Here is a 26,766-nt window from a genome sequence, read left to right as displayed (position 1 = left end):
GGCCAGAAAATATCAGGGCTGGGCCACCGCCTCGATGGCGGCCGCCTTGCCCTCCAGCTGCGGCAGGCTGAAGCGATAGGCCACGTAGTACTTGTAGATGGTGCTGACGTAGTTGATGGGCCCCTGACCGACCTCGTTGGCCACCAGCTGCTCCACGTTGCCAAACCAGACGTTCGGATCCAGCCCGGCGGCCTCCGCCTTGGCCCTGATCGCCTGTACCCGATTCGGGCCTGCATTGTAGGCCGCCAGCGCAAACAGGTGGCGGTTGAGCACATCCAGCCCGGGATCGTTGAAGTAGGTATCCAGGATCAGCCGCATGTAGCGGCAGGCCGCCTCCACATTGCCCTCCAGGCTGGCGAGCCTGGCACCGCGAATGCCCACCTCGCCCCCCGTGCTCGGCAACAGCTGCATGATCCCCACTGCCCCCCGCTCTGAGCGCACACCGGCATTGAGGCCCGACTCCTTGTAGGCCAGCGCCGCCAGCATCAGCCAGTCCAGCCGGTACTTGTCGGCCTGTTGCTCCAGCACCTTGCGTATGGTCGACAGCCGCCCCAGAGGATCCGGCGCCAGAATATTGCTCATCTGATCGCTGCGGGCCAGCAGACGGCGCAGGGTCATGTCGCTGTAGAGGGTGCGCTTGCCCGCATCGGCCAGATAGGCGTTGACTGCCTTGAGCAGCTCGGGACTGTTGTTACGCAGCGCCCAGGCACTGCGGCCCTTGTCCCGCAGCGGGATCAGCTTGTGGGCTCTCAGGCCGCTGATCATACCGAGCCAGATGCGCCCCTTGAAGCTGTCGGTTACCGTGAGCGGTATGATGCCGGCCGCCACCATCTCCAGCAGATCCCCGTCCTGCAGGTATTCGGGCACCGTCTCGATATAAATGGGTGGCAGCCCCAGCTCGCGAAACAGCCAGTTGAGCTGGCGCAGGCTCTCGTAATAGCTGGAACTGGCCCGCACCCAGACCCGCCGGCCGGAGAGCTGGGTGATGCGGTTGAAGGTCGGCAGGGAATGCTGGCTCACCAGCCACTCTTCGATGGGGGCGATCACCGGATCCGAGAAGGTCACCTGCTCGCGCCGGGTCGGCGTCACCGTCATGTTGGCCGCCACCAGATCGCCGCGCCCCTCGCTGAGGTAGTCCAGCAGCTTGTCCTGACGCACCGGTATGTAGATGATCTTGAGCTTGATCTTCTCCTTGGCGAGATAGGTCTGGTTCAGCCAGCGCTCGAACCCCTGCAGCTGATTGACCAGGATGCCGTGCTGGGTCCCCTTGTCGAGGAAAAAGAAGCCCCGCTCATAGACCACCAGGGCCCTGAGTTCTTTCTTTTGCAATATGTGTTCGAGGTCCCCGGGTTGGGGCAGGCGCTGTGGCTTGAGATCCGCCGCCAGCAGAGGAAGACACCAGAGGGCCAGCAGGCCCCAGATCCATCGCAGCCTCATTATGTGGTCGCCTTCTGTTGGCCGACTCGCGTCGGGCAAAGCCGTCTGTGGGATAACTAACTATAGAACGCAGACCCACAGCAGAAGGGTCAACACGGCAGGCGAACCCGCCGTGTCATCACTGGGCTCAGATAGAGCGGGCACGCATCTCGAAAATCAATTTTTCGGCGGTGCAGGTGAATTGCAGGCGGGCTTTCAGGATCACGCCGTTGGCGCCCTGGCTCAGCTCGCTGCTGATGCTGGCTTCGGCGGTCACCTGTTTGGCCAGCGCCTCATAAGCGGCCAGCTTGGTGCGGGCATCGGCTTCTGCCGCCGCCTCGATCACCAGATCCATTACATCGTCACCTTCACCTATGATGGTGCCGATCTCGGCGAAACAGCCGCAGCTGTCACAGGTTTCATTCAACTCGACTTTCTCGTCTACAGACATCACTCAACTCCCACTTATTTCGGCTGTACTTCATCGTCACGCAAGGCTTTACGAAAATCCTTGATGGCGGTGCCCAGATCCTCACCGGCGCCGGCCAGGCGTTTGCTGCCAAACACCACGACCACGACCACGAGCAGGATCAACAAATGCCAGATATGAATTCCACCGAGTCCCATAGGGATGCTCCTGACTGATAGATACCGATTGTTTGTATCAAAAGAAGGCGCAAAGATTGTTGGGCAAAATCAAGGCAGGTGCAAGTTTGCAAATAAATCACGCAAAAAATACGGCGACCCAGGGTCGCCGTATCACTTGATGCTACTTGTCCCCTCAACCACTACATCCTGTACCAGCCGCCATCGAAGGCGAGAGACAGTTCGAGCATAGGTTCGCCAAGATATGAAAACAAATGGTATAAATTCATCTAAGAATTGAAGGAGATTCATATCATGTTGCTGGAACAACTGGGGCGTATCGACCTCAACTTATTGATTATCCTGCAAGTTTTGCTGGAAGAGCGGAACGGCAGCCGGGCGGCCCGCCGCCTGCACCTGAGCCAGTCTGCCGTCAGCAAGGCCCTTGGCCGTCTGCGGGAAACCTTCGATGACCCCCTGTTCGTGCGCTCCGCCTACGGGCTGGAGCCCACCGCCCGCGCCCTGACGCTGCAGCAGCAGCTGCAGCCCATACTGCTGTCGCTGGACAACCTGATCCAGCCGCCGGATTTCGATCCGGCCAATACCGAGCGGGAGTTCGTCATCGCCAGCATGGACAGCGCCTTCACCCTGTTCGCCCCGCTCTACCTGAGCGAGCTGAAACGGCAGGCGCCGGGCATACGGCTGCGCTATGAGGAGTGGACCGAGAACAGCCTGACCGAGATGAGCCAGGGCCAGGTGGACATCGCCTTCACGGTGCGGGAGAATTGCATCAGCTCGGATTTTCGGCTCGACACCCTGCCCAACGCCATCTGCCAGCGCTTGCTCGCCATCGATGACCTCACCTGTCTGGTGCAGCACGATCACCCGGCCCTGCACGAGCCCGAGTGGGATCTCGCCCGCTACCTGGCCTATCCCCATGTGCAGACCTACTGCGAGGGGCGGGACCGCTGGATGCTGGATCACAAGCTGGCGGGGATGGATCTCTACCGCCGAATCGAGGCGACCGTGCCCTCGTTCGAGGCGGCGCTGCGGATGGGCATGCACTCGGACATGATAGTGACCCTGTCCAGGCTCTACGCCCGTCACGCCACCCAGGTCTATCCGCTGGTGCCGCTGCCGCTGCCCATAGCGCTCGACAGCATCTCCCACCTGCTGATCTGGCATCAGCGCCACGAGGAAGATCCAGGCCACCGCTGGCTGCGGGAAACTCTGCTCGCCCTCATCATGAGCAAGCTGGAACCCTCCACCGTAGAACAAGCCTGATCATGCGGCTGGCTGCGGGAGACGCGCTTCATCTTCGGCATCAGCAAGCCGGAGTCTTCCACCGCAGAACAAGCCTGATCATGCGGCTGGCTGCGGAGATACGCTCCATCCTCGGCATCAGCGATGCTGGCAGCCGGGGCTGGCAAGCAGCCCTGACAGCTAGCCCTGGCCGGTCACCGCCAGATAGTGGTGCACCCCGTCCAGCAGCATCTGTACCGAGATCATCACCAGCAGCATGCCCATCAGCCGCTCCACCGCTGTGAGTCCTCGCTCACCCAGCAGCTTGTTGAATACCTCGTAGAACATCAGGATCACGGCGCTGGCGCCCCAGGCCATCAACAGGGCCAGCGACCAGTCCGCCATCCGGGTCGGCTCCTGGTTGGCCAGCAACAAGAGGGAGGCGAGAATGGAGGGGCCGGCGATCATGGGAATGGCCATGGGCACCAGGAAGGGCTCCTCGCCCGCCGCCAGCCCGGTTACCCCGCCTTCACTCGGGAAGATCATCTTGATGGCGATGAGGAACAATATGATGCCGCCCGCTATGCTGACCGCCTCCTGGCGCAGATTGAGGAAATTCAGGATCTGCTGACCGGCGAACAGGAAGGCCATCATGATGGCGAGGGAGAACAACAGCTCCCGCATCATCACCTTGCGCCGCCGCTTGGGATCGATATGACGCAGGATCGACAGGAATACCGGCAGGTTGCCCAGCGGATCCATGATCAGAAACAACATGACGGCAGCGGAGAAAGTGTCCATACAACGCCCAGGCTAAGCCTTCAACAAGGAGGGGAAAGAGGGCGAAATATAACAAAGGCGGCGGGATTCGGCGAGCGTCACAGACCGCTCGCCGCAGGGGATCACCCGTGGTTGCAGATCTTGTCGGCATGGGTCTGGAAACCCTGCTCCGATTCGATGAATTTGCCGCGCTGGGCCAGGAAGGCGATCAGCGCATCTGCATCCATCTCGCTGGCGCTGCAGGTATGGAAACGGGCGTCGGCACCGAAGCGCGCATCGATCGCCTGCTTGAGGCTGGCCCGGGTAAATTGGCCACCCTGTGCCAGCATCATCTCCATCACCTCGTGACCGTGTACCGATTGAGTCATTGCAAACCTCTTTAATAGACATATTTGATGCCTATTAAATCCCGCACCGCCGCTGACGACCTTGATATAGGCCAATAAATTGCCGATTTCCTGCAGGACCTGCTGGTTGTGAGGCGTGCTTTGCCGATAATGTGGCAACCTGACAAGGGGATGGCTACACTAACGCCCCTTTTTGCCATCGCAGACCGAATATAAGGACATTGGCGTCATGCTGTTCCATGGATTGGCTTTCAAGCCCTGGCGGATCTGGACCCGCCGTCCCCTCTGGTTGAAGACCCTGATCGGCATGCTGACCGGGATCGGACTGGGACTCGGTTTCAGTGAACAGGCATTGCAGCTCAAGCCCATTGGCGTCCTGTTCGTCAACACAATACAGATGCTGATGGTGCCCCTCATCTTCTGCTCGGTCATCGCCGGCCTCACCTCATTGCTCAAGGGCAAGAGCCTGGATCGGATCGGCAGCAAGGCCATAGGCCTCTATCTCTTTTCCACCGCCATCGCCATCTGCATAGGCCTGATGATGGGCTGGCTGCTGGAACCCGGCATGGGCGCCAACATGGGGCCCTATGAGCGCGTCGGCATGCTGGAACAGCCTACCCTGGCCAGCGTGCTGAGCCATCTGGTACCGCGCAACCCGGTGCAGGCCATGGTGGATGGCAAGATATTGCAGGTGATCGTGTTCGCGGTGGCCCTCGCCCTCGCCCTCAACGCCACCGGCCGGCGCGGCCGCCCCGCCATCCTCTTCTTCACCTCGCTGGCGGAAGGCATGTTCAAGCTGACCCAGATGGTGATGGCGCTGGCCCCCTACGGCGTCTGCGCCCTGATGGCCTGGATGACGGGCAAATACGGGGTGAGCCTGCTGCTGCCGCTGCTCAAGGTGATCGGCGCCGTCTATCTCGGCTGCCTGCTGCACGTGCTCGGCGTTTACAGCAGCCTGCTGATCCTGCTGGCCCGGCTCAACCCGCTGCACTACTTCAAGAGCATCGTCGATGCCCAGGCCGTGGCCTTCACCAGCAGCTCCAGCAGCAGCACACTGCCCATCAGCCTGGCCTGCGCCGAGCGCCGACTCGGGGTCTCCCCCGCCATCACCGCCAAGGTGCTGCCCATAGGCGCCACCATCAACATGGACGGCACAGCCCTCTATCAGGGGGTGACGGCCCTGTTCGTGGCGCAGGCCTTCGGGGTGGATCTGCACATGGTGGATTACCTGACCATCATCAGCATCGCCACCCTGGCCAGTATCGGCACGGCGGGCACACCGGGCACGGGGCTCATGCTGCTGACGCTGACGCTGACCGCGGTGGGATTGCCGCTGGAAGGGGTGGCGCTCATCGCCGGGATCGACCGGATCCTCGACATGGCGCGCACCACGGTCAACGTCTCCGGCGATATTCTGGTGTCCGTGCTGATTGCCCGCAGCGAGAAAGAGCTGGATCTGGCGACCTATCACGACGCCAGCGCGGGGGAGGATATCGACTTCACCCTGCGCTGAGGCAGGGTGAGCGATTAATTATCGTGGGGATCGTGATGACAGCGCCAGCAGACCTCGAAGTTGGCGCCGTTCTCCTCCCCGCATTGACCACAGAGCCAACCATTGCCCTGGCGCTGCTGATAACGCTCTATGACGCGCCCCGCCTTGCTGCGATCCTGCTCGCGCACCATCAGGGTCACCTGCAACATATCCACCGGCAGCTCACCCAGGGCGCCGGACAGCGCCTCCCCGTTGAGCCGTACCAGTACCCCTTCCACTTCCAGTGCCCCCTTCAGGGCATGGGCCTCCAGCGAATGGGAAGCCCGATAAAGATTGATCCATTGATCCATGCCTTCCCCCTGCAACCGGTTGTCGATGCCACCTGTAACCGGCACCATGCCCCTCTTCCATCCTAGGGATCAAACCTGGATCCCGTGATCCAGACCTCCCCCTTTTCCTATCCACCTATCACAACAGATTGTCGATGCCGTAATCGGCCCCCTGCGCCACCATGAAATCGATAAAGGTCCGCAACTTGCGCGGCATCAGTCGCCGCTCCGGAAACAGCAGATAAATCGGTACCTTGGGCTGCTGCCACTCCGGCAGCAGAGTCACCAGCGCCCCGCTGGCCAGCTCCTCATGGCAGAGCATGGCGGGCAGAGAGGCCAGCCCCAGCCCCGCCTTCGCTGCCTCCCTGGCGCAGGTTATATTATTAACCCGAAAGCGGGAGGGAGGGTCAACCAGCACCTCTCTGCCCTCGCGCTCGAAACACCAGTGAGAGGCCAGAAAACCGCTGCTCACCGCCACCCGCTCGTGTAAAAGCAGATCTTCCGGCCGCGTGATGGCCGGGCTGCGCGCCAAGTAATCCGGGCTGGCACACAGCAGCCGCTCCGTGCTCCACAGTCGCCGCGCCGCCAGGTTGGAATCGCTCATGTCGCCGATGCGCACGATAGCATCCAGTCCCTCGTTGATGGGATCCACGATGCGATTGGTCAGCTCCAGCTCCACCTGCAGGCCCGGATAGACCTGCAAGAATTTGGCCACCAGCCGGCCGACCACCAGTTGCCCCGTCTCGATAGGCACCGCCAGCTTGAGGGTACCTGTCACCTCCTGCTGGCTGGCACTCACCATCAGCTCGGCCTGGGCCAGCTCGTCCACCGCCTTGCTGCAGCGCAGATAATACTGCTCGCCGGCCTCGGTCAGGGTGAGCTGCCGGGTGGAGCGGTAGAGCAGCCGCACGCCGAGGCGCTGCTCCAGCTCGGCAATGCGGCGACTCACGGTCGCCTTGGTCATACCCAGCTCCTGGGCGGCCGCGGTGAAAGAGCCCTTGTCGACGATCCGCACTAAAATCAATGCAGCGTTCAGATCCATTGTTGCACCAGTGAAACTGTATATCTCATAAATGGATACTAATCGAAACAGTTGGCCGGTGTTAGCCTGCGTCTCTTAAGTTCAGGAATCCCCCCAAAATGAGTCAACACAAGAAGATCCCCCTGCTGGCCGCCATGGTGCTGGCCCTGCTCGGTCTGCTGTTCGCCGGTTACTGGTATCTGCATGGCCGCTATTTCGAGAGTACCGACAACGCCTACCTGCAGAGCGAGGTGACCGGGATCGGCTCCAAGCTGCCGGGCTACATCAGCGAGGTGCTGGTCACCGACAATCAGGCGGTGAAGGCCGGTCAGCTGATCGCCCGGCTGGACGATCGGGAGTACAAGACCAAGGTGGCCGAGGCCGAAGCCGACCTGCGCCTCAATCAGGCAACGGCGGAGAATCTGGCCGCGACCCGCACCCAGCAGTTGAGCCTGATCCGTCAGGCCGAGGCCAAGGTCAGCTCTGCCAATGCCGAGCAGGTGCGCGCCCGGCAACAGGTGCAGCGCGTCAGCCAGCTCAACCAGCGCCATTACAGCTCGCAGGACAGTCTGGACGAGGTGCGGGCCGGACTGCAGGTCAATCTGGCACAGGAGCAGGAGACCAAAGCCGCCCTGCAGGCAGCCCGTGAACGGCTGCTGGTGCTGGATGCCGAGGCCAAGCAGAACCAGGCCAGACTGGCATTGAGCGCCGCCCAGCTGGAGCAGGCCAAACTTGAGCTGACCTATACCGAGTTGCGGGCACCGGCCGACGGCATCATAGGCAAGCGCAGCCTGCGGGCCGGGCTCTACGTCCAGTCAGGCATGCAGGTCGCCAGCCTGGTGCCGCTGCAACAGGTGTGGGTCGAGGCCAACTTCAAGGAGACCCAGCTGCTGCACATGCAGCCGGGCCAGAAGGTGAAGGTGATCCTGGATGCCTATCCGGATCAACCGGTCGAGGGGATCATCGACAGCCTGGCCCCCGCCACCGGCGCCAGATTCGCCCTGCTGCCGCCGGAGAACGCCACCGGCAACTTCACCAAGATAGTGCAGCGGGTACCGGTCAAGATCCGCATCCCCGAGCCGGGCACCCTGGCCGGCAAGCTGCTGCCGGGCCTCTCCACCGAGGTGATAGTGGATACCCGGGATCCTGAACCTCTGGTCGCCGCCCACTGATGGAACCCATTCCACGTCGCAACTGGATTGCGGTCATGGGGGGCCTCATCGGCGCCTTCATGGCCATCCTCGACATCCAGATCACCAACGCCTCCCTGAAGGACATTCAGGGGGCCCTGTCGGCCACCCTGAGCGAGAGCTCCTGGATCTCCACCTCCTATCTGGTGGCGGAGATGATCGCCATCCCCCTGAGCGGCTGGCTCAGCCGGGGGCTGAGCGTGCGCCGTTACCTGCTGTGGACCACGGGGGCCTTCATCATCGCCTCAGTGCTCTGCTCGTTCAGCTGGAACCTCACCAGCATGATCGTCTTCCGGGCGTTGCAGGGCTTCACCGGCGGCGCGCTCATTCCCATGGCCTTCTCCCTCATCGTCAGCCTGCTGCCGCTGCACAAGCGGGCCACCGGCATGGCGCTGTTCGGCCTGTGCGCCACCTTCGCCCCCGCCATAGGCCCGACCCTGGGCGGCTGGCTGACGGAGCAGCTCTCCTGGCACTACATCTTCTATCTGAACGTGCCACCGGGACTGCTGGTGATGGCCATGCTGGCCCACGGGCTGGACAAGAAGCCGGTGGACTGGGAGGTGATCAAGCGAGTGGATCTCATCGGCATAGTCACCATGGCGATGGGGCTGGGCCTGCTGGAGGTAGTGCTGGAAGAGGGCAACCGGGAGGACTGGTTCGGTTCCAGCTTCATAGTGCGACTCACAGTCATCTCTGTGGTGGCCCTGGTGTTCTTCGTCATCAGCCAGCTGCTCAGACGCCATCCGCTGGTCAACCTGCGGCTGCTGCACAACCCGCGCTTCGCGCTGGCCTGCTTCGCCTATCTGGTGCTCGGCATGGCGCTGATGGGCTCCATCTATGTGCTGCCGCTCTACATGGCGCAGATCCACAACTACAACGCGCTGGAGATCGGTGAGGTACTGATGTGGATGGGGCTGCCACAGCTGCTGGTGTTGCCGCTGGTGCCCAAACTGACCCACAAGATAGATCCGCGCTATCTGGTGAGTTTCGGCTTCCTGGTGTTTGCCATCAGCTGCTTCATGAACATGAACATGAGTGCCGACTACGCCGGCCCCCAGCTGATCCAGTCGCTCATAGTGCGGGCGCTGGGCCAGCCCTTCATCATGGTGCCGCTCTCCCTGGTGGCGACTGCCAGCCTGACCCATGACGAGATCCCCTCCTCCTCGACCCTGCTCAACGTGCTGCGCAACCTGGGGGGGGCCTTCGGCATCGCCATCATAGCGACCCTGATCGACAACGACACCCGCGTCCATGTCAGCCAGATCAGCAGCACCCTGGCCGCCAGCAGCATAGAGGGGCAAAGCTACCTGCTGCAGCTGGCCCAGACCATGATGGCGCAAGGCTCGGGTCCCGAGCTGGCCCAGCAGCAGGCCCAGGCCATGCTGTCGAACACCATCAGCCGCGAGGCGGCCATCATGGCCTACAACCAGGTGTTCTACGTGATGGGCATCTTCCTGCTGATCGCCAGCGCCCTGATGCTGCTGCTCAAGCAGCCGGCTCCCAGGGCTGCCGACGCCGAGCCGCTCGAGGCATAGCAAGGCGCTGAAAACAGACAATAAAAAATGGGCCAACAGGCCCATTTTTTATTGTCGCGGATCTTCACCCTCCGGCGCAGTTCAGGATTCAGGTCCGCGCGATGAAAGAGAGCGGCGCCTCTTCACCCCGCCAGCGAGGCGGCGATCAGGAACTGGGCGGCAAAGTAGCTGCTCATCACCCAGGCCGTGGCATGGGGGAAGGGGCGACGAAAGCGGTCCAGCGCCAGCATGCTGTCGGAGAAGAGGAACATCAGCGCCCCCACCAGGGCGGCGGCACTGCCTGCGGTCAAGGAGGCGTGCCAGGCACCGGCAGCCACCCAGGCCATGCCGATGATCACCAGCATGTAGCAGAGCACGGGGATCTTCATCTCCCCGAGCTTGCCCCACAACAGGCCGAACACCATGCCTGCCACCAGCAGCAACAGCAGGCCATCCACCAGGTTCAGCACCAGCGGCCCCTGGGCGAAACCGACTATGTAGCAGAGGTGCGCGACAAAAAATGCCGCCAGCCCCTGAATGAAACGATCGCTTGGCAGCATCAGCAGCACGTCACCGGCCAGCGACAGGCAGAGGCCAAGCAGGATCCAGGCGTGGGATCCGTCGTGGTCATAGCCCTGATAGCCGAAGGCCAGCGCTATGATGAGCAGCATGGTCAGCGGCTTGCTGATGTAGAACTGACGGGAGTCTGAGCCATAGGCCGCACGAATGTGCCACCAGCCCGATGCGATGATCAAGAAACTCAATAACATGCCCTGCTCCTCACGTGTTGCTCGCAGTCATACGGCAACATCTTCTTGCTGACAAGCAGAGTAACAAATTCCCCCGCCCAGTGGCAGGGGCGCTCAGCAAATGAGCAGCCTACGCCTAAAGTCTAATTGCCCCGCCTTCGAGGCTCGGGCATAAGGAACGGGTCTGGAGGATCACCATGGAAGAAGGAATGAAAAACTATCTGCCCGCTATCGATATCATGATGTGCCACCTTGGCATCAGCTTCGAGCAAGCCTGCGAACAGCTGGGCCTGAGTCCGGTGGAACAACAGACCCTGAGCCTGCTGCAGGAACAGGATCCACAGGAATAAGCCCTCCCGGTTATGGATATCATGATGTGCCACTTAGGGATCAGCTTTGAGCAGGCCAGCGAACAGCTGGGCCTGAGCCCGGTGGCACAACAGACCCTGAGCCTGCTGCAGGAACAGGATCCACAGGAATAAGCCCTCCCGGTTATGGATATCATGATGTGCCACCTTGGCATCAGCTTCGAGCAAGCCTGCGAACAGCTGGGCCTGAGTCCGGTGGAACAACAGACCCTGAGCCTGCTGCAGGAGCAGGATCTGCAAGAATAAGCCCCGACCGGGAAGATGAAAACGGCGCCTCGATGGCGCCGTTTTTATTGACCCTTGTTAGGCTCGCACCGCCCGTCGCCGTTGCAGCCCGACGATCAGCGCAAACAGCAGGAAGCCGGGCAGCCACATCAGCTCCTTGCGCCAGCGCTCGGTGGGCGCCTTGACCACCAGGATCTCCTGATCGAACTCCATGCCGGCCGCGGCGGCCGGGCTGCCGAAGGTGACGCTGTCGATCAGGGTCTTGCCATCCTGTTCATACAAGGCCAGCCCCAGGCTGGCGAGGCGGGCCTCCCCATCCTCTCCTGCCGGCACCGCCAGCAGCACGGTCGACTGACGCAACTTGCCCACCGCATCTTCACCCTGGACGCGCAGCCGCAGTGTGCTCTCCGCCTCCACCTCGCCCAGGGTCCGGGCCAGCTGGGCCGGCGGCGTCTCGCGATAGGGATCGTGCACCATGTCCATCCAGAAACCGGGGCGGAACAGGGTGAAGGCCACCAGCAGCAGCAGCACGCTCTCGTACCAGCGACTCTTCACCAGGAAATGGCCCTGGGTGGCGGCGGCAAAGATCAGCATGGCAACGGTGGCCACCATGAAGATCAGCACCCCGTGGGCGAAGTCCACGTCGATCAGCAGCAGATCCGTGTTGAAGATGAACAGGAAGGGCAGCGCCGCGGTGCGCAGGCTGTAGTAGAAGGCGGTGATGCCGGTCTTGATGGGATCGCCCTTGGAGACAGCCGCCGCCGCAAACGAAGCCAGCCCCACCGGCGGCGTCACGTCCGCCATGATGCCGAAGTAGAAGACGAACAGGTGCACAGCGATGAGCGGCACTATCAGGCCGTTCTGCTGCCCGAGCGTCACCACAACGGGCGCCAGCAGGCTGGACACCACTATGTAGTTGGCGGTGGTGGGCAGCCCCATGCCGAGGATCAGGCTGAGCAGGGCGGTAAGCAACAGCATCAGCAGCAGGTTGCCCATGGAGAGCATCTCCACCAGATCCGCCAGCACCAGACCGACCCCGGTCTGGGAGACGGCACCCACTATGATCCCCGCCGTGGCGGTCGCAATGCCGATGCCGATCATGTTGCGGGCACCGGCCACCAACCCCTCCCGCAGATCGACCATGCCATCGTTGAAGGTGCCGTAGTCGTGCTTGCCATCGCTGCGCAGCCAGTTGAGCAGCGGGCGCTGGGTCAGCAGTATGATCACCAGCATGACGGTCCCCCAGAAGGCCGACAGCCCGGGCGAGAGCCGTTCCACCATCAGGCACCACACCAGCACCACCACCGGCAGCAGGAAGTGCAGACCGGACAGCAGCACGGCGCGGGTGTTGGGCAGCTCAATCAGCGGCTTGTCCGGATCCTCCGCCGCCAGCGGCTCATGGCTGGCCGCTATTTTCAGCAAACCCAGATAGGTGATGGCCAGCAGCAGGGCTATGCCTGGCAGGGCGTACTCACCCAGCGCTGGCTTGAGCCAGCCCAGGCCGTAGTAGACCGCCATCGACAGCCCGCTGATGAGGGCAGCGCCGAAGGCGAAGCCGGTCAACCGGCGCAGCCAGGGCTTGGGCTGATGACCACCTATGGGCTGCATGCCGAGCTTGAGCGCCTCCAGATGCACTATGTAGAGCAGCGCTATGTAGGAGATGGTCGCAGGCAGGAAGGCGTGCTTGATGATCTCGACGTAGGGAATACCCACGTACTCCACCATCAGAAAGGCGGCAGCCCCCATCACAGGCGGCATGATCTGGCCGTTGACCGAGGAGGCCACTTCCACCGCCCCCGCCTTCTCCGAGCTGAACCCCACCTTCTTCATCATGGGAATGGTGAAGGTGCCCGTGGTGACCACGTTGGCGATGGAGGAGCCGGAGATGAGGCCGGTCAGGCCGGAGGCCACCACAGCCGCCTTGGCCGGGCCGCCGCGCAGGTGACCGAGCAGACTGAAGGCGAGCTGGATGAAGTAATGGCCGGCACCGGCCCGCTCCAGCAGGGCACCGAACAGCACGAACAGGAACACGAAGCTGGTGGAGACGCCGAGGGCAATCCCGAACACCCCTTCCGTAGTGATCCACTGGTGGTTGGCCAGCGCAGTGAAGCTCACCCCGCGATGGGCCAGCAAGCCCGGCATCCAGGGCCCCGCCAGGCTATAGGCGAGAAACAGCAGGGCGATGACCGCCAGCGCCGGCCCCAGGGCGCGGCGCGCCGCTTCCAGCAGCAGCGGGATGCCGATGCAGGCGGTGATCAGATCCTCTGTGGTCAGGCTGCCCGGCCGCAGGGCCAGCGCCTGGTACATCACGAACAGGTAGCTGGCGGCCCCGGCGGCGATGAGTCCCAAGGCGATGTCGCCGAGCGGCACCCGATCCCGTGGCGATGAACGAAACGCCGGAAACACCAGATAGGCCAGCAGCAGGGCGAAGGTGAGGTGAATGGCGCGGGTCTCGGTGTCATTGAGCACGCCAAAGCCCAGCATGAAGGGCAGCGGCGAGGCGATCCAGAGCTGGAACAGGGACCAGGCCAGCGCCAGTGTGGTGATGAGCCCGCCCATGAGGCCGAACGGCAGGCGAGCGCCCACGTCCTGGGCGATCAGTTCCTCGGTAGAGAGTTGTTTATCTTGCATAGGGTTAACTTGTGCCAACGAGTACAACAAGAGCGACACCCGCCCCCGCAACCGGGCAGCGGCTGACGGGTGTCGAAGAGAGTGACCTGGGCCTTTGGGCCGTCAGTCAGAGCCAGCCGCGCTCCTTGTAGTAGCGGGCAGCCCCTTCATGCAGCGGCGCCGAGAGCCCCACCTTGATCATGTCGGCCTCTTTCAGATCGGCGAAAGCCGGGTGCAGGCGCTTGAAGCGATCCAGGTTGTCGAACACGGATTTGACCAGCTGATAGACCACTTCCGGATCAGCCTTGGCACTGGTGGAGAGCACCGCCTTGCCACCGATGGACGGGGTCGGCTGATCGCTGCCCTTGTAGATGCCGCCCGGGATCTCGGCCTTGGTGTAGTAGCTCTTCTCGGCCAGCAGCTTGTCAATGTCGGCACCGGTCACAGGTACCAGCACGGCGTCTGTGGTGGTGGAGGCCTCCTGGATGGCGCCGTTCGGGTGGCCGACGAAGTAGCTCATGGCATCTATGTTGTTGTCGCCAAGGGCGGAGGCCTGCTCGGCCGGTTTCAACTCGGAGACCAGACCGAAGTCACCCTTCTTCCAACCCTTGACCGCCATTATCTCTTCCATGGTGTCGCGCTGGCCCGAGCCCGGGTTGCCGATGTTGACGCGCTTGCCCTTCATGTCATCGAAGCTGGCGATCTTGGCATCGCGGCGCGCCAGTATGGTGAACACCTCGCTCTGCAGGGAGAAGACGGCGCGCATGTCGCCCATGGCCCCTTCGGTCTGGAACGGCGGCAGCCCCTTCATCGCCTTGTACTGATGGTCGGACTGCATGATGCCGAAGTTGAATTCACCGCTGCGGATGCCGTTGACGTTGGCCACCCCGCCACCGCTGGCCGGGGCGTTGCACTTGATCTGGTGATCGGCGGCGCCGCGATTGAGGAAGCGGCAAATGGACTGGCCCGCCACGTAGTAGACGCCGGTCTGACCGCCTGTGCCTATGGTCACGAAGCGCTCCTGCGCCTGCAGCGGACCACCAAACGAGACACCGACCAGGGCAGCCGACAAGGCACACGCCAGGGATAATCCTTTCATGTTGTTCATCCTTTTTGATTGATTCAGCTCGCCCGTTCCACGGGCGAATGCCGGACAAACCACCGTTCTGCGTCGGTGGTCATCCATGACCTCGATATGAGGAATCGGGTGAACGGCGAGCGTTCCCCAAAAAGCCACCAGCATCCTGTGGTGAGACAGTCGGCTTCATGCCAACCGAAGATAATTGGCCCGGAAGGGACCAATCAAAGCGTCATAACGGCTTCGATTAAGCACATGGCGCCAACATAAATCAAACAAAAACACAAAATGATGGATATGGATGACGAGAAATTTGAAGCCGATCATTAATTTACTGATCGGAGATTAATTGGAGTGTGCTACCGGTTGGCAGGCGGGGGATATAGACAAGATTCTTTTGCAGCCCTTGACTGGCAAGGGCTGCAACCTTGGTGACTTATGCTTTCGGCTTAGCCAGATCCAGGATAAACGCAAACTCCAGCGCGATATCCTCGTAGGCCTTGAAGCGACCCGACTTGCCGCCGTGGCCGGCATCCATGTCGGTATTCAGCAACAACTTGTTATCATCCGTCTTCAGCTCGCGCAGCTTGGCCACCCACTTGGCGGGCTCCCAATACTGTACCTGGGAGTCATGCAGCCCTGTGGTCACCAGCATGTTCGGGTAGGCCTGCGCCTTGACCTGGTCGTAGGGGCTGTAGGCCTTCATGTAGTCGTAGTAGCGCTTCTGGTTCGGGTTGCCCCACTCGTCGTACTCCCCGGTAGTGAGGGGGATGGACTCGTCCAGCATGGTGGTGACCACGTCGACGAAGGGCACCTGGGCCACCACGCCACGATAGAGCTGGGGCGCCTGATTGATGACGGCCCCCATCAGCAGGCCGCCGGCGCTGCCGCCCATGGCGTAGACCTGATCCCTGGCGCCATAACCCTGCGCCACCAGCGCCTCGGTCACGTCGATGAAATCGTTGAAGGTATTCTGTTTTTTCAGCAGCTTGCCATCTTCATACCAGTGGCGGCCCAGCTCCTCGCCACCCCGGATATGGGCGATGGCATAGACGAAGCCCCGGTCCAGCAGGCTCAGGCGAGCCGTGCTGAAATCAGGATCCATGCTGGCGCCGTAGGAGCCATAGCCGTAGACCAGCAGTGGATTTTTTGGCGACCCGGCACTCTCTTTCTTGAACAGATCCTTGCGATAGACCAGGGATACAGGCACGGCCACACCATCACGGGCGGTCACCCAGAGGCGCTCGCTGGCGTACAGCTCCGGCTTGAAGCCCGCCACCGCCTGCTGCTTGAGCAGGGTGCGCTTGCCGCTCGCCATATCCAGCTCATAGGTGGACGAGGGGGTGGTCATGGAGGAGTAGCCGTAGCGCAGCTGGCTGGTCTCAGGCTCCGGGTTGTAGGCGAGCCAGGTGACATAGGCGGGGTCGTCGAAGGCGATCTCCTTCTCGTCACCGCTCTGCCAGTTTATCTGGCGCAGCCGGGTCAGCCCCTGGTTGCGCTCCTCCAGCACCAGCCACTCCTTGAACAGGGCATAGCTCTCCAGCAGCACGTCTGGATTGGGGGCGATCACCGCCTTCCAGCGCTCGACCGGGCTCTCCTTGGTCTCGTACAGGCCGAAGTTCTTGCCGTCCTTGTTGGAGCGCACATAGAAGCGACCGCGGTAGTGATCCAGGCTGTATTCGTGATCCACCTGACGGGGCAGGAACAGCCGCGGTGCCTGAGTCGGCACGTTGGCGTCGATGAGGCGCGCCTCGCCCGTGGTGGTGCTGGAGAGGGCGATGACGATGAAATCTTCCGAGGTGGTGGCATAGAGGCTGACGTAGAAGGTGTCGTCCTTCTCCTCATACACCAGGGTATCTTTCGCCGGATCCGAGCCAAGCTCGTGGCGATAGACCTGATAGGGCAACAGTGTCTTGGGGTGCTTGCGCACGTAGAACACCGTCTTGCTGTCATTGGCCCACACCAGGTTGCCGGAGGTGTTCTCGAGCTTGTCGGCGGCCCATTTGCCGCTCTCCAGATCGAGGAACTGGATCTGGTACTGACGGCGCGAGAGGAAATCTTCCGCCACCGCCAGCCAGCGATTGTTGCGGCTCACCTCCAGGGCGCCAAGGGAATAGAACTCGTGCCCCTCTGCGCGCTGGTTGCTGTCCAGCATCGGCTCGGACTCCTGCGGCCCGTCCACCTTGCTGCGGGAGTAGATGCCGTACTCCTTGCCCGGCTCATAGCGGGTCTGGTAACGGTAGCCGTTCTTCACATAGGGGACGGACTCATCCTGCTGGGGAATGCGGGCCACCATCTCCTGGTAGAGCTGGTCGCGCAGCGGCCGGGTCGGCTTGAGCATGGCCTCGGTATAGGCGTTCTCCGCCTCCAGGTAGGCCAGCACCTCGGGTTTCTGGCGCTCGTCATCGCGCAGCCAGTAGTAGTTGTCGACCCGGACGTCGCCGTGTTTCTTGATGGTGTGAGGGTGTTTGGTGGCCACGGGAGGCTGGATAAGGGTGTCGCTTGTGGGCATGGCGGACTCATCATTGGCATATGAACAGGGAACGGCAACCAGGCAAGCCAGCAGCAGAAGCCCTCGGGGAAAGGTGAACATGTCGCATCCTTTGCGCTTTAAAAGGGTTAGCAGACCTGAGCCTTGGCTCCTTGGATAGGGGATCAATCTGCCCCTTGTCGCCCCCAGTTGCAAGTTATCACCCTGCAAAACCCGCAAGAACAGGTAAAAGGGCCGCTATCTCGCGATAGCGGCCCTCAAACCTGACCATGAGCGACACAGGTTCGCTCAGGTGTGCCTCACATGATGGAGTCGTGCCTGCTCATGGCCAGTTTGCATCAGCCGGGGTAGCTCGACCAGACCCTGGTCGCGCCCTCGTTGCTGATGCTCAGCACCTGGTAGGGCTGACCCGGAATATCCATGCCTGGCGCACTCTGGGGCATGCCCGGAATGGTCAGACCGCGGATCGCCGGTTTTTCCTTGAGCAGCTTCTGCACGTCGGCGGCGGGTACATGCCCCTCCACCACATAGCCATTCACCACGCCCGTGTGGCAGGAGGCCAGCTGCGGTGTGATGCCGTACTGCTGCTTGATGGGATCGAGCTGCTCGGTTTCGACGACCTTGACCTCAAAGCCGTTCTCTTCCATGTGCTTGATCCAGGTCTTGCAACAGCCGCAATACTGGGACTTGTAGACGGTCATCTGCTCGGCCGCGAGGGCGGAGAAGCTGACGGTACCGGCCAGCAGGGCCAGTAACAAGGACTTGTACATAACTCACCTCAGATAAGAAGAAATACCCAAAAAACAGGGGAACTCGGCTCAACCTGGATGACGGGGAGGACGCTCGAGCCGCTCGAGCGGCACCTCGGGCGTGAACAGGGAGGGAGAAACAAAGTGCGGGCTATCGGGTTCCAGTACGGCCACCGTCAGGCTGTCGCTGGTGAGCACCGTCATGGCCAGCGCCGAGGTGAAGCTGCCGCATGGCATGGCCTTCTCCAGGGTACGCTCGCTCTGGCTGCAATGGAGTGTCAGGGTACAGAGATCGGTCGCCGCCCGGCTGCCAAACGACATCAGCACCATCAGCAGACTCCACAGGGGGAGCCAGCGGCGGGCGCGAGCGAGTTGGCGACGGGTCAGAACCATGACATGACTCATTGATCGGAGGAGCCCTATGGTAACCCTTGGCCCAGGGGGAGGGTCAAGCCCTCCCCTCATGGCCAGTCCGGATCAGGGTTGCTGACGGGTGGCCGCCAGCACGATTTCGCGTACGCAGACGTTGGCGGGCTGATGCCAGGCATAGAGCACGGCCTCGGCGATCACCTCGGGCGCGATCACGCCACCCATCTGATCCTTCCAGTCGTGATAGCCGGCCTTGATGCTCTCGTCCGTGGTGTGACTGAGCAGGTCGGTCTCGACCGCGCCCGGGGCTATGGTCACCATGCGCACGCCTACGTCGGCCACCTCTTCCCGGATATTCTCGGTCAGGGCGTGCACCGCGAACTTGGTGGCGCAATAGGCCGCATGGTTCGGGAAGGTCTTGCGACCGGCGATGGAGCTGATGTTGACTATGGTGCCGCTGCGGCGAGCCTTCATCCCGGCCAGCACGGCATGAACGCCGTTCAGCACCCCCATCACATTGATGTTGAGCATCTGCTGCCACTCGGCGGGATCCTGCACGTCGGCCTGCCCCAGCAACATGACGCCGGCGTTGTTGACCAGGCAACCCACAGGGCCAAACCGGGTCTCTGCCTGCTGGACGGCGGCCTTCATGGCGGCCGTGTCGGTGACATCGACGCTGACACACAAGGCGTTGGGCAGACCCAGCGCCTGCATGGGCTCGACCCGGCGGGCCAGCAGCAAGAGTGGATGACCGGCGGCCGAGAAGGCGCGGGCGATGGCGGCACCGATCCCGGCGGAGGCACCGGTGATCACGACGAGGGACTTGGACATGGTATTTCCTTTTGATTCGATGAGAAACGGGATCACACAAGCGGCTGGCCAGCACGGAACTCAGTCACTATAGTCGCTGCATCCATCAGTGATAAATATTGTTTTCCGCTGGTTATCATCTGAAAAAACTATGGTTGGGCTCATGCTGGATCTGAGATTGCTGCGCTTCTTCATCGCCATCTATGAAGAGAAAAACATCACGGCGGCGGCACTGCGCTGCCACGTCAGCCAACCTTCCCTCTCGGCCGGCCTGCGCCAGCTGGAAGAGGCGCTCGGCGACAGCCTGTTCACCCGGGGCAAGAAGGGGGTTGAGGCAAAGGATCCGGCCCATTACCTCTATCCCCATGCGGTCAAGCTGGTGGAAGAGGCACGCCGCCTGCCGGAGCTGTTTCGCCAGAAGGCGACGCGCGCACGACTCAACATGGCCATCATGCCGGATCTGAGCCGCCACCGGCTGGCCGGCTTGCTGCAGCGGGTGCAGGACGTGCTGCCCGAGCTGGATCTCACCCTCTCCGACTACGGCAGCCCCGCCGACTGCCGGCTGACCCTGGATGCGCTGCGCCGGGAGGACGAGATCTTCCTGCCCCTGTGGGAAGAGGACTATGTGCTGTGCGTGCGCACCGACCACCCCCTCGCCAGCCGCGCCCGCATCGCGCTGACTGAGCTGCAGCATTATGATTTTATTGAGTGCCCGCCCTGTGAGGCCCATCAGCAGACCATAGGGCTGCTGGCCTGCGACCGGCTCACCCTCAATCTGGTGGCCAAGGCCGAAAGCAAGGGGCTGGTGATGGCGCTGGTGCTGGCGGGCGTCGGCATCAGCTTCCTGCCCGACGGCCTGGTGGACGACGAACCCGGCCTGTGCACGGTCGCGGTGAGCGGGCCGCGGATGTTTCGGCGCATCGGACTCTGCTATCCCGCCCATCAGACCCTGAATCCGGCGCTGCGCGATCTGATCCCGGAACTGGCGGGCTATTGCGCTTCTTGATAACGTCGCAGCTCAATGCATCTTCTTTTCACCGGTATCAGGCCCATCTTCAGGTTATGACTTCATGAAACGCATTCTGGTTCTCTTTTCACACCCGGCCCTGCAGAGCTCCCGGGCCAACAAGCAGCTGCTGCAGGCCGTCTCCGATCTGGAGGGGATCACGGTGCACGACCTCTACCAGCACTACCCGGACATGTTCATCAACGTGAAGCGGGAGCAGGCCCTGCTGTCGGAACACGACATCATCGTCTTTCAGCACCCCTTCTACTGGTACTCCTGCCCCGCCATCATGAAGGAGTGGATGGATCTGGTGCTGGAGTATGGCTACGCCTACGGTCCGGAAGCCCACGCCCTCAATGGCAAACAGTGGCTGAGTGCCATCACCACGGGGGGCGCCCCCGACTCCTATTGCAGCGAAGGCTACAACCGCCGCCCGCTGCTCGACTTCCTGCTGCCATTCCAGCAAACGGCGCAGCTGTGCGGCATGAGCTGGCTGCCGCCGTTCGTGCTGCACTCCTTTCACAAGATCAAGGATCCGGAGGCGCTGCGCCGCTGTGGCCAGGATTATCGCCAACTGTTGTGTGCCCTGCGCGACGAGCAGCTGACCCCGGCCCAACTCGGCGGCAGCCCCTATCTGCGGGATCTGCTGGAGGTGCTCTCATGAAACACTGTCAGTCATTTGGCCGACCCTGTGAGTCGGGCCAGACATGCGAACGGAGGGCCGGCTGATGGGTCACGGATTACTGTTTGATGCGCTTATCTACCTCTCGGCGGCGGTGATCGCCGTGCCGCTGGCCAAGCGCTGGGGGCTGGGTTCCGTGCTCGGCTACCTGCTGGCGGGCATCATCATAGGTCCCTTCCTGCTGGGGCTGGTGGGAGAGCAGAAGGATGTGATGCACTTCGCCGAGTTCGGGGTGGTGCTGATGCTGTTTCTGGTCGGGCTGGAGCTGCGCCCTGCCCTGCTGTGGCAACTGAAGGGGCCCATACTCGGCACCGGTGGCCTGCAAGTGCTGCTCACCACGGGGGCCCTGACCGGAGTCGCTCATCTCATCGGCCTGCCCTGGCAACAGGGACTGGCCATAGGTCTCATTCTGGCGCTATCGTCCACGGCCATAGTTCTGCAGAGCCTGCAGGAGCGCAAGCTGATGCAGAGCGAGAGCGGCCGCTCCGCCTTTGCGGTGCTGCTGTTCCAGGATATCGCCGTCATTCCCATACTGGCGATCCTGCCACTGCTCGCCATAGCGCCGGTGGCCAGCAATGGCAGCTCCGAGCTGGCCGGCTGGCAGCATGGCCTGCTGGTGGTTGCGGCCATCTCCGGCATAGTGCTGGGTGGCCACTACCTGATGCGCCCGGTGTTTCGGGCCATAGCCCAATCCCACATGCGGGAGATCTTCGTCGCTGCCGCCCTGCTGCTGGTGATCGCCATCGCAGTGCTGATGGAGTCGGTGGGGCTCTCCCCGGCCCTTGGCTCCTTCCTCGCCGGTGTGGTGCTGGCCGACAGCGAGTATCGCCACGAGCTGGAGGCGGACATAGAGCCGTTCAAGGGCTTGCTGCTCGGCCTCTTCTTCATGTCGGTGGGCGCCGGCATCAACTTCAGCCTGTTTGCCGAACACCCCTTGCTCATCCCGACCCTGGTGGTCGGCCTGATGGCGCTCAAGTGGCTGGTGCTGATGGCGCTCGGCTTTGTGATTCGCATCTCGCCGAGCCAACGCTGGACCTTCGGGCTAGCGCTGGCGCAAGGGGGAGAGTTTGCCTTCGTGCTGTTCTCGTTCGCCGCCCAGAACAAGGTGCTGCCCGGCGACACCATCTCGCTGCTCACCCTGGTGGTGGCCCTCTCCATGGCGCTGACGCCGCTCTTGCTGATCCTCAACGATCAGGTGATCCAGCCCTGGTTCGATTACCGCACCCACAGCGACACACCGCAGCATGAGCAGCCGGAGCTGGTGGAACACCCGGTGATCATCGCCGGCTTCGGCCGTTTTGGCCAGATAGTGGGACGCCTGCTGCACGGCCACGGCATAGGCACCACCATACTCGAGCAGGATGCCAGCCAGATCGAAATGCTGCGCAAGTACGGCTACCAGGTGTTCTACGGCGATGCCAGTAGGCTCGACCTGTTGCATGCCGCCGGCGCCCACAAGGCCAAGCTGCTGGTGCTCTCCATCAACGATCCGGCCACCTCGCTCGAAGTGATTGAAATGGTGAAGAAACACTTCCCGCACCTTAAGATACTGGCGCGAGCCCAGGACAGACCTCACGCTCACGAGATCCTGCGCCAGGGCGTGGGCAGCGTGTATCGGGAAACCCTGGGTTCCGCCGTGGATCTGGGGGTGGAAGCCCTGACCCAGCTGGGATTTCGGGCCAACCAGGCCTGGCGGGCGGGACAGACCTTCAAACAGCACGACAACTGGTTGCTGCGGGAGCAGGTCAACTACCTGGACGACGAACACACCTATATCAACAAGAGCCTGCAATACCGGGATATCCTCTCCGATCTGTTGCAAGACGATCAGGAAGGACAGGAGCGCATTCACGCTCACAACTGGAACAGCGGTCTGCCCGACAACGACAAGGAAGCAATATGATTGCCTATTACCCCATGCTCAAACATCTGCACATGACCCTGGCCATCGTCAGCCTGCTGCTGTTCGTCTATCGCTGGATGCTCTCTCTCAACGGCAGCCCGCGTCTGCAACAGCGCTGGCTGAAGATAGCGCCCCACGTCAACGACACCTTTTTGCTGCTGTTCGGGGTGCTGTTGGCGGTCACGTTGCAGATGAGCCCGGGGCAGCAACCCTGGCTGATGGCCAAGCTGATCGCACTGGTAGTCTACATAGGCCTCGGCGTCATGGCGCTCAAGCGACCGGCCCGCAACCAGAAGCTGGTGGCCGGCCTAGCTGCCCTGGCGGTATTCGGCTACATGGTAGGAGCCGCCATCAGCAAATCAGCCTGGTCCTGGCTGGCCTGATAACAGGTCGCCATCTGGTGGAGGGGCCGCGCCCCTCCACATCATCTTCTGCCTCTTCCTGCTATTTTTATTTTTTCCTCTCCCCAAAAACCGCAAGACAGCACTTTCATTTGCGATTTTTTCATCAATTAAAAGCCTCGATTGCTGCCCACCAAAACATGTATTAGCTTTAATATCATGCAGTTAAAGCGTTTTGTATGAAAATGGCGACAGTTGTCGCAGCAAAACTTGCGACATAGACTGTCGCATGTCATGGCTAGGATACACTCAACGCTAAACCAGTGAAGGCATGCACCATGAGTAAGAAGCTGTTACGACAACTGACCTTGGCGCGTTGCATCCCGCACCGCCCTTACAAGCTGACCGCCAGCCAACTCCAGGTAAAACTGGAAGAGGAAGGCATACACGTCAGTCTGCGTACCGTGCAACGGGACCTGGAGGAGATGTCCGGCATGGGGTTGTTCGACCTCACTTCGGATGAACGCAGCAAACCCCACGGCTGGTGCTTTGAGCGCCATGGCCTAAACGACTTCGCCAACATAATGCCGCTATCGCTGGCAGTGGCCCTGAAAACCTGGAGTGATCAGGCAAGCCAACTGTTGCCGGCAAGTGTGCTGACCGAATTGAACCCGCTGGTCGACAAAGCCAGCCAGGTGATCCGCGACAGCCAGAGTGAACTGGCCGAACGCTGGCTCGAAAGCGTGCATCAGTCACCGCGCCCGTTTGCCGGCAATCCTGAGATCCGTCGCAGCACCCTGATCCGCGATGCACTCTGGCGTGGTCGCAAGTTCAGTGCCGAGATCCAGCGTGTCATCAAGGAACGTACCGTATGGCTCTGCTATGACCGCATCAATCCCCTCGGTATCCTGAATCAGGCCGACGGTCCGACCCTGCTCTGCACCCTGTCCGAGCTGGATCCCAAGGTGTACGGCATACCGTTCGATCACATCAAGGGCGTGGAGCTGACCAACTTCAGCGCGACCCAGCCGAAGGACTTCAATATCCAGAAGCTGATCCGCGATCAGGGCTACCAGGACGTCAGCGGCCCGATCCGCTTCGTCGGTCGCATAGATGCCAACTGCCCGACTCTGGTCGATGGACAGATCCCGGGCCACAACCCGCGCATGACCCGCTACGATAAGCGCAGCGTAGTCGTGGAGACCGAGGTACAGGACACCCCTGAATTTCGCACCTGGTTGAACAACATGAGCGGCAACCTGGAAGTGTTGGCGCCAGAGTCGTTGCGCAAGGCATATCCCACCCCTGGCAGCCGAGTCAGCTAATCCCAAAAAAGCCGAGCCCAGCCTCGGCTTTTTTGTATTCTTTTTGAGCATATTTATTCAACTAATTTTTAACTCTTGCCCGCTTAATTGAGCCGCTTTGTACCATCGTTTTCCCCCTGTTTTTACGTGTGAGAGATCCGCCATAGCCGCTGTAAGAGGCCACTGTGTTGAGCCGTACGCGAAGCCATCTTTGAATCCATGTGCTTTCCAATGAAACAAACTAAGATAATGATTAGTATGGATTTATCTTGTTAATGGCTGGGTTGAACCAAGCCGGGTCATGCCGATAACCGCCCAACCTCCCTTGTTCCGCTATGCGGTTCCCTTAATATGGGTCTCACAAGGACGGAGCTGGTCCGGCAGGATGCAGGAACAGCGCATAAGTAGGGAATAATCCACAGGACGTGGTCAGGGACACCTCAGGATGAGGCAGGTAGCCAGGAAGGTTATCAAACGGATTGAACAGGACGCCACAGGATGTGGTTGTGGACACCTCGGGATGAGGCAGAGCGGTACGGATTGCGGCTCTTCAGGAAGAACAGGAGCTCGCCGGATGCGAGCAGGACAGCTTCAGGATGAAGCGAGATAGCCCGGATGGTTATCTATCAGGACGATGCAAGGAACACCACAGGATGTGGTAACGGACACCTCCAGGATGGAGAGAGTGCAGCAATCAGGATCGATTGCCAGGCTAGGATGGCCACAGGACACCTCAACGGATTGGGAAGGGGATATTCCGAAGGATCAGGATAAAGTCAGGGATTGCAGGGAGCGTTGCAGTTCATGGACTGGACTAGATGACTTGAGGGGACGGCAGCTGCCGTCCCCTTTTCTTTTACCTCTTTACAGCCCTTGGTCCCATCGTTCGATGGCCATGCGTGCGCACCCCGCCTTAGATCAACATCTACGACTTATCCGCATCACAAGCCCCCCGAACGAACGTGTACAACCGCAGCCCCTCTTAGAGGACATAACAAAGCCATCCATACAAAGTCTGATGGGCTTGGCTCAAGCGAAGGTGATGGTGATGGTGATGGTGATGGTGAGTAAGGCTATCCACATTTACACCATAGAGCACCTGCGTCAGTCACTGAGATCCAAGCGCTTTAAATTGCTAGATGCTAGGGAGCACAAGGGGTGACAGACTGGGATAGAGACGCCAGTGGCAAGTCGCAGCCCAGTTTGTTGTTCCTTGTTTCCTTATGCCGTTCGTCAAAACCAGATAGCAAAAAGGCCTTCCCGATGGGGAAGGCCTTTCAATTTACTGGCGGAGCGGACGGGACTCGAACCCGCGACCCCCGGCGTGACAGGCCGGTATTCTAACCGACTGAACTACCGCTCCGCTGTCTGGTTAGCTTTTTGCTAAATTGTCTGCCGTCTCAACGAGGTGTCATCCTCTCGGCCAACGTCGTGATGTGCACGGCGCTGTTTAATTGGGTGCCTGGCAGTGTCCTACTCTCGCATGGCGAATGCCACACTACCATCGGCGCTACCGCGTTTCACTTCTGAGTTCGGCATGGGATCAGGTGGTTCCACGGCGCTATGGCCGCCAGGCAAATTACTTCAATCTGAGAAAGCTGACGTGAATAACGAGTTGCCTGTTGGCTTCGCTATCACTGAATTAGGTAGTAGTTCTTCGATTTGCTACAAGGCCCAGAACACTTCTTGGGTGTTGTATGGTTAAGCCTCACGGGTAATTAGTATGGGTTAGCTCAACACATCACTGCGCTTACACACCCCACCTATCAACGTTGTGGTCTCCAACGGCCCTTTAGGACCCTCAAGGGGTCAGGGATGACTCATCTCAGGGCTCGCTTCCCGCTTAGATGCTTTCAGCGGTTATCGATTCCGAACTTAGCTACCGGGCAGTGCCACTGGCGTGACAACCCGAACACCAGAGGTTCGTTCACTCCGGTCCTCTCGTACTAGGAGCAACTCCCTTCAATCATCCAACGCCCACGGCAGATAGGGACCGAACTGTCTCACGACGTTCTGAACCCAGCTCGCGTACCACTTTAAATGGCGAACAGCCATACCCTTGGGACCGACTTCAGCCCCAGGATGTGATGAGCCGACATCGAGGTGCCAAACACCGCCGTCGATATGAACTCTTGGGCGGTATCAGCCTGTTATCCCCGGAGTAC

Annotated in this window: 24 protein-coding genes, 1 tRNA gene and 2 rRNA genes; 10 read left to right on the top strand and 17 right to left on the bottom strand. The window is 61.1% G+C overall.

Annotation, left to right across the window (positions count from 1 at the left end; all coding sequences use genetic code 11):
* Nucleotides 1-12: 12 nt before the first annotated feature.
* From AACQ95_RS00135 to tatA, 3 genes are all read right to left on the bottom strand, one after another.
* The gene (locus AACQ95_RS00135; protein ID WP_043557049.1) at nucleotides 13-1,437 is read right to left on the bottom strand and encodes a lytic transglycosylase F; all 1,425 of its coding nucleotides are present in this window, start codon (nucleotides 1,435-1,437) and stop codon (nucleotides 13-15) included.
* Nucleotides 1,438-1,564: 127 nt separating this feature from the next.
* Entirely contained in the window at nucleotides 1,565-1,867 is a 303-nt protein-coding gene (locus AACQ95_RS00130; protein ID WP_103471800.1) for a YfcZ/YiiS family protein, read from the bottom strand.
* A gap of 14 nt (nucleotides 1,868-1,881) precedes the next feature.
* Nucleotides 1,882-2,043 carry a twin-arginine translocase TatA/TatE family subunit gene (gene tatA, locus AACQ95_RS00125; protein WP_043141356.1) on the bottom strand — a complete coding sequence of 54 codons (162 nt, stop codon included), beginning with the start codon at nucleotides 2,041-2,043 and terminating at the stop codon, nucleotides 1,882-1,884.
* A 273-nt stretch (nucleotides 2,044-2,316) separates the two neighbouring features.
* Between tatA and AACQ95_RS00120 the strand changes: the two genes are divergently transcribed.
* Nucleotides 2,317-3,285 (top strand): LysR substrate-binding domain-containing protein, encoded by a 969-nt coding sequence (locus AACQ95_RS00120; protein WP_241280091.1) that lies wholly within the window; start codon nucleotides 2,317-2,319, stop codon nucleotides 3,283-3,285.
* 159 nt (nucleotides 3,286-3,444) lie between these two features.
* Here AACQ95_RS00120 and AACQ95_RS00115 read toward each other — a convergent pair whose 3' ends face one another.
* On the bottom strand, nucleotides 3,445-4,044 hold the full coding sequence (locus AACQ95_RS00115) for a YhgN family NAAT transporter (RefSeq protein WP_042868544.1): 600 nt from the start codon (nucleotides 4,042-4,044) through the stop codon (nucleotides 3,445-3,447).
* A 101-nt stretch (nucleotides 4,045-4,145) separates the two neighbouring features.
* Nucleotides 4,146-4,391: a YecH family metal-binding protein gene (locus tag AACQ95_RS00110; RefSeq protein WP_043141360.1), complete on the bottom strand. Its 246-nt coding sequence runs from the start codon at nucleotides 4,389-4,391 to the stop codon at nucleotides 4,146-4,148.
* Nucleotides 4,392-4,599: 208 nt separating this feature from the next.
* Here AACQ95_RS00110 and AACQ95_RS00105 point away from each other — a divergent pair, with 208 nt between their 5' ends.
* The gene (locus AACQ95_RS00105; RefSeq protein WP_043141363.1) at nucleotides 4,600-5,883 is read left to right on the top strand and encodes a dicarboxylate/amino acid:cation symporter; all 1,284 of its coding nucleotides are present in this window, start codon (nucleotides 4,600-4,602) and stop codon (nucleotides 5,881-5,883) included.
* Between the two features lie 14 nt (nucleotides 5,884-5,897).
* Here AACQ95_RS00105 and AACQ95_RS00100 read toward each other — a convergent pair whose 3' ends face one another.
* Nucleotides 5,898-6,212, bottom strand: a complete 315-nt coding sequence (locus AACQ95_RS00100; RefSeq protein ID WP_241280253.1) for a putative signal transducing protein — start codon at nucleotides 6,210-6,212, stop codon at nucleotides 5,898-5,900.
* Between the two features lie 118 nt (nucleotides 6,213-6,330).
* Nucleotides 6,331-7,233, bottom strand: coding sequence for a LysR family transcriptional regulator (locus tag AACQ95_RS00095; RefSeq protein ID WP_043557051.1), 903 nt, complete (start codon nucleotides 7,231-7,233; stop codon nucleotides 6,331-6,333).
* 98 nt (nucleotides 7,234-7,331) lie between these two features.
* Here AACQ95_RS00095 and AACQ95_RS00090 point away from each other — a divergent pair, with 98 nt between their 5' ends.
* Entirely contained in the window at nucleotides 7,332-8,384 is a 1,053-nt protein-coding gene (locus AACQ95_RS00090) for an HlyD family secretion protein (protein WP_043141368.1), read from the top strand.
* On the top strand, nucleotides 8,384-9,937 hold the full coding sequence (locus AACQ95_RS00085; protein WP_043141369.1) for a DHA2 family efflux MFS transporter permease subunit: 1,554 nt from the start codon (nucleotides 8,384-8,386) through the stop codon (nucleotides 9,935-9,937). The genes AACQ95_RS00090 and AACQ95_RS00085 overlap by 1 nt, the downstream gene beginning before the upstream one ends.
* 122 nt (nucleotides 9,938-10,059) lie before the next feature.
* Here AACQ95_RS00085 and AACQ95_RS00080 read toward each other — a convergent pair whose 3' ends face one another.
* Entirely contained in the window at nucleotides 10,060-10,686 is a 627-nt protein-coding gene (locus AACQ95_RS00080) for a lysoplasmalogenase (protein WP_042868534.1), read from the bottom strand.
* 188 nt (nucleotides 10,687-10,874) lie between these two features.
* On the opposite strand from AACQ95_RS00080, the gene AACQ95_RS00075 reads away from it, so the two are divergent.
* Nucleotides 10,875-11,015: a hypothetical protein gene (locus AACQ95_RS00075; protein ID WP_162489544.1), complete on the top strand. Its 141-nt coding sequence runs from the start codon at nucleotides 10,875-10,877 to the stop codon at nucleotides 11,013-11,015.
* 321 nt (nucleotides 11,016-11,336) lie between these two features.
* On the opposite strand, the gene AACQ95_RS00070 is transcribed toward AACQ95_RS00075, so the two are convergent.
* The 6 genes from AACQ95_RS00070 to AACQ95_RS00045 all read right to left on the bottom strand — a co-directional run bounded on the left by AACQ95_RS00070 (nucleotide 11,337) and on the right by AACQ95_RS00045 (nucleotide 19,386).
* On the bottom strand, nucleotides 11,337-13,889 hold the full coding sequence (locus AACQ95_RS00070; protein WP_241280089.1) for a TRAP transporter permease: 2,553 nt from the start codon (nucleotides 13,887-13,889) through the stop codon (nucleotides 11,337-11,339).
* A gap of 106 nt (nucleotides 13,890-13,995) precedes the next feature.
* Nucleotides 13,996-14,967, bottom strand: coding sequence for a TAXI family TRAP transporter solute-binding subunit (locus AACQ95_RS00065; RefSeq protein WP_241280087.1), 972 nt, complete (start codon nucleotides 14,965-14,967; stop codon nucleotides 13,996-13,998).
* Nucleotides 14,968-15,382: 415 nt separating this feature from the next.
* A complete protein-coding gene (locus AACQ95_RS00060; RefSeq protein ID WP_241280084.1) occupies nucleotides 15,383-17,539 on the bottom strand; it encodes a S9 family peptidase in 2,157 nt (718 codons plus the stop codon).
* Nucleotides 17,540-17,775: 236 nt separating this feature from the next.
* A complete protein-coding gene (locus tag AACQ95_RS00055; protein WP_098981008.1) occupies nucleotides 17,776-18,207 on the bottom strand; it encodes a DUF411 domain-containing protein in 432 nt (143 codons plus the stop codon).
* A 48-nt stretch (nucleotides 18,208-18,255) separates the two neighbouring features.
* Nucleotides 18,256-18,579, bottom strand: a complete 324-nt coding sequence (locus AACQ95_RS00050; RefSeq protein ID WP_241280082.1) for a hypothetical protein — start codon at nucleotides 18,577-18,579, stop codon at nucleotides 18,256-18,258.
* A gap of 84 nt (nucleotides 18,580-18,663) precedes the next feature.
* Nucleotides 18,664-19,386: an SDR family oxidoreductase gene (locus AACQ95_RS00045; protein WP_043141381.1), complete on the bottom strand. Its 723-nt coding sequence runs from the start codon at nucleotides 19,384-19,386 to the stop codon at nucleotides 18,664-18,666.
* A 142-nt stretch (nucleotides 19,387-19,528) separates the two neighbouring features.
* On the opposite strand from AACQ95_RS00045, the gene AACQ95_RS00040 reads away from it, so the two are divergent.
* The 5 genes from AACQ95_RS00040 (at nucleotide 19,529) to AACQ95_RS00020 (ending at nucleotide 24,622) form a co-directional block, all read left to right on the top strand.
* Complete coding sequence (locus tag AACQ95_RS00040) at nucleotides 19,529-20,371, top strand: LysR family transcriptional regulator (RefSeq protein ID WP_241280080.1); 843 nt, start codon at nucleotides 19,529-19,531, stop codon at nucleotides 20,369-20,371.
* A 64-nt stretch (nucleotides 20,372-20,435) separates the two neighbouring features.
* Nucleotides 20,436-21,035 (top strand): glutathione-regulated potassium-efflux system oxidoreductase KefF, encoded by a 600-nt coding sequence (gene kefF / locus AACQ95_RS00035; protein WP_241280079.1) that lies wholly within the window; start codon nucleotides 20,436-20,438, stop codon nucleotides 21,033-21,035.
* Nucleotides 21,036-21,099: 64 nt separating this feature from the next.
* Nucleotides 21,100-22,956: a monovalent cation:proton antiporter-2 (CPA2) family protein gene (locus AACQ95_RS00030; RefSeq protein WP_241280077.1), complete on the top strand. Its 1,857-nt coding sequence runs from the start codon at nucleotides 21,100-21,102 to the stop codon at nucleotides 22,954-22,956.
* A complete protein-coding gene (locus tag AACQ95_RS00025) occupies nucleotides 22,953-23,339 on the top strand; it encodes a SirB2 family protein (RefSeq protein WP_241280075.1) in 387 nt (128 codons plus the stop codon). Before AACQ95_RS00030 ends, AACQ95_RS00025 begins: the two co-directional genes overlap by 4 nt.
* A gap of 296 nt (nucleotides 23,340-23,635) precedes the next feature.
* Nucleotides 23,636-24,622, top strand: a complete 987-nt coding sequence (locus AACQ95_RS00020; RefSeq protein WP_042868514.1) for a helix-turn-helix transcriptional regulator — start codon at nucleotides 23,636-23,638, stop codon at nucleotides 24,620-24,622.
* A gap of 1,265 nt (nucleotides 24,623-25,887) precedes the next feature.
* Here AACQ95_RS00020 and AACQ95_RS00015 read toward each other — a convergent pair.
* The 3 genes from AACQ95_RS00015 to AACQ95_RS00005 all read right to left on the bottom strand — a co-directional run.
* Nucleotides 25,888-25,964: transfer RNA gene (locus AACQ95_RS00015), tRNA-Asp, on the bottom strand.
* Nucleotides 25,965-26,061: 97 nt separating this feature from the next.
* Nucleotides 26,062-26,176 (bottom strand): 5S ribosomal RNA (gene rrf / locus AACQ95_RS00010).
* A gap of 122 nt (nucleotides 26,177-26,298) precedes the next feature.
* A 23S ribosomal RNA gene (locus AACQ95_RS00005) occupies nucleotides 26,299-26,766 on the bottom strand; the annotation flags it as partial.

Source organism: Aeromonas sp. MR19, assembly GCF_963899305.1.
Classification (GTDB): Bacteria; Pseudomonadota; Gammaproteobacteria; order Enterobacterales; family Aeromonadaceae; genus Aeromonas; species Aeromonas bestiarum.
This window is presented reverse-complemented; position numbering and strand designations above follow the sequence as displayed.